General features: G+C 38.0%; 2 protein-coding genes. Both read left to right on the plus strand.

Features of this window, described 5'->3' with window-relative positions; translation table 11 throughout:
* The first annotated feature begins 62 nt into the window (after window positions 1-62).
* Entirely contained in the window at window positions 63-806 is a 744-nt protein-coding gene (surE, locus tag PSN35_RS07170; RefSeq protein WP_300031473.1) for a 5'/3'-nucleotidase SurE, read from the plus strand.
* A partial coding sequence (locus PSN35_RS07175; protein ID WP_300031475.1) for a phosphoethanolamine transferase occupies window positions 785-2,293 on the plus strand: 1,509 nt, incomplete at its 3' end. The genes surE and PSN35_RS07175, both read left to right, overlap by 22 nt.

Consider the following 2,293-nt stretch of genomic DNA (forward strand, 5'->3'; position numbering starts at 1 on the left):
TTGATGGCGGCACGGTTAAAGTTGGTATTAAGAAAGATGCAGTCATACTTAACATTTCTTAAATGAAAATCTTAATAAGTAATGATGACGGTTATCAAGCCGAAGGTATACAAACATTAACTCGGTACTTATCGAAAGACCATGAGATTACTGTTGTTGCGCCGAATGAAAATAAATCAGCATCAAGTAGCTCTTTAACGCTTAATAGGGCATTAAAACCTGTCAAGATAGCATCCAATATCTACAGTATCGACGCCACACCGAGTGATTGCGTGCATTTAGCCTTATGTGGCTTTCTAGAAGATACGTTTGATTTAGTGGTTACAGGTATTAATTTTGGCCCCAATTTGGGCGATGATGTCATCTATTCAGGCACGGTAGCAGGTGCCATAGAAGGGCGCTTCTTAGGCTTGCCATCAGTTGCCTTTTCACTCGCTAGCTGGAATGGTAATAATTTTGAAACTGCAGGCATTATAGCTCAACAATTAATCAGTCAAATCACGCATGCGCAACTATCACACGATACGGTGCTGAATGTTAATGTCCCGGATGTATCAATTGATGAGGTTAAAGGCTTTCAAACTACGCGTCTTGGCAAGCGCCATATGTCTGAGCCCAGTATTCAAGATAAAGAAAATTCATCCTTATACTGGATTGGGGAAAACGGCAAAGAGGCTGATAACGGCGTAGGCACTGATTTTCATGCCATTGCTAACAATTACGTATCAGTCACCCCATTGCAAATTGACCTTACTAAATATAACGAAATTAACACTGTTTCTACATGGTTAGATCAAATCAAATAATAAACACCTTGCTAGTTTGGCTGGTGATTGTGCTAGTCGATCTGTTAGTTGTTCGCGATTACATCTGGGTGGTCGATCATTGGGATATTAAACGGGTTGCGGTTAATTTTGGTCTGTCATCGTTAGCATTTCTGTCGCTGTTGTTTTTATTGAGACCAGTAATAATTAAATCTCGTTTTTATAAATTCGGTGTTTATACAGTTATTGCATTGCCGATGCTGGTTCAAATGTCGCATTTTGAGGTATATCGCTCCTTTGCTTCAAGCTTTGGTTTTCATGCATTTACAGAAGACCCCTGGATGACGCTTTCTTTATGGGTAGAGCAATTTAATATTGTTAAGTCAATTATTATTTTGGGAGTTGTTTTTTGGGTGGTTAAGTTATTGTCAGTGTCAAAGCTAATTGTTAAATGGCGATACACACTGAATGCTATTGGTTTCATTTTGCTGTACTTGCTAACAACCTTTAGTTGGTACGGTGTTTCGAATTTTCAAAATTCCACTCTGGCTTATTACTCAACTTTATTACAAATGTCCAAGGATCAGGCTTTAGAATTTAATCGAGACAAAGCAGAAGTTCCTATTAACAATGCCCAGTTAGATAACTTGCCCAATATTATTTATATTGTTGGTGAGTCATTAGTGTTGTCACATATGGGTATTTACAATTATGAAAGAAACACAACGCCCAAGCTTAGCTCTTTAGAAGATGATAAACGATTAATTGCATTTGATAATGCACTCAGTATTGGTACGCATACTCGCTTAAGTGTGCCGTATATGTTGACGGGTATGGAAGGCATTGACCCTTTGGGTAAATTTTACCAAACACCAACTATCTTTAATTATGCCAAGGCGCGTGGCTACAATACAGCCTTTATCAGTGCGCAAGATACTACCTGGGGGCATATTAGAGAAATATTTGTTGACGACGATGTGGATTTTTTCTGGGATGGTTTGCAAATGAATAAAAATGCCTCTGTGCACAAGGGTGCAGATGATATGCGTGTATTAACAGAAATTGCCATGCCTTATATTGATAAGCAAAGCAAACCTTTTATGCTGGTACTGCAAATGGATGGCTCGCATTATCCTTACAGTATGCATTCAACTCAAGAGCATAAAAAATTCTTACCAGAATCAGAAGAAAACTCTATCAATGCTTATGACAATACAGTTATCAAAACAGATGACTATATTGCAACGTTAATTAAATACGTGCAGAAAAAAAATCCAAATTCATGGGTATTTTACTCTGCAGATCATGGTCAAGGTTTAGGGGGTAAGTCTGGTATGTTTAATCAAAGCTTTACAAAAAATACCATCCATAATCCATTGTTAATTGCACCACCAAAGGCGCAATACCAGCAGGTCTTACTTAATAAGAATAAACCCATATCCCAGGCTGATATCGTACCAACCATATTGAATATTATTGGCATGAAGCCTCATCCTAATATCAACGGCCAATCATTACTCAATCAACAG

The sequence above is a fragment of the Candidatus Thioglobus sp. genome (assembly GCF_028599055.1).
GTDB lineage: Bacteria > Pseudomonadota > Gammaproteobacteria > PS1 > Pseudothioglobaceae > Thioglobus_A.

What these genes read in the sequence shown, in the direction of transcription:
- surE (WP_300031473.1), top strand. Translation starts at nt 63, where the DNA reads ATGAAAATCTTAATAAGTAATGATGACGGTTATCAAGCCGAAGGTATA.